The following is a 694-nucleotide window of genomic DNA, read 5'->3' on the forward strand; positions in this document are numbered from 1 at the left end:
AATTATGCGTATGATGAAACATAACTGCGCTTATAAACCTTTGTGCCTGTTGCTAGTGTTTCGTATTCGTGCGGTGTCGCTCTGATATAGCTTGTGATCATGATATAGCCGTCTAAAATTTTCTTTTTAATTGGTTCTCCAATAAATTCGTTTTGCTTTGGTGATACTTCACTTTGCATAAAAGCCGTATCATGTGAGCGTTTAGCAATTTCCCGAACTTCACAAAATGCGCCTTTCTTAGATACCACTTGATAAAATTCTACGTTGGTTTGTTCATAGCCCCAGCATGTAGATAAAATATCGCCTACCTGTAGTTCTTCACGGAATTTTTTTAAACGCTCTGCGGTTTTTTCTTTGTTCTGTAATTTTTGCTCATATCTTGCATTACATGATTGGATACTTTCCCCAACGGCTTGTTTTAAACGCTCAATTGTTCTGTAGTGAGTATTGATAAATGGTTTTTTTGCTTTTGCTCGATACGCCTTACATACAAGCATTTCAGTTGATACAAAAAAAACCGAACCGTCTTTAGCAGTTAAAACCAAACTGCCCTCATAGAACATTTGACCTTTTTCATTTTGAGTAAAATTTTTCATTTTCGAGTACCTTTTGTATGAGGTCGCCAATCGACCTGATAAATACATTATACCTAAATTGATTTGTGAGTACAAAACAATATATGTAAACAAGTGTA

1 protein-coding gene is annotated in these 694 nt (G+C 35.3%); it reads right to left on the reverse strand.

Translation table 11 applies throughout. The features are described from left to right. Positions 1-2 precede the first annotated feature (2 nt). On the reverse strand, positions 3-596 hold the full coding sequence (locus EXE10_RS21135; protein WP_017480466.1) for a hypothetical protein: 594 nt from the start codon (positions 594-596) through the stop codon (positions 3-5). Positions 597-694 lie beyond the last annotated feature (98 nt).

Origin of the sequence: Acinetobacter sp. WCHAc060033 (genome assembly GCF_004209125.1) — a bacterium.
GTDB classification, from domain to species: domain Bacteria; phylum Pseudomonadota; class Gammaproteobacteria; order Pseudomonadales; family Moraxellaceae; genus Acinetobacter; species Acinetobacter wuhouensis.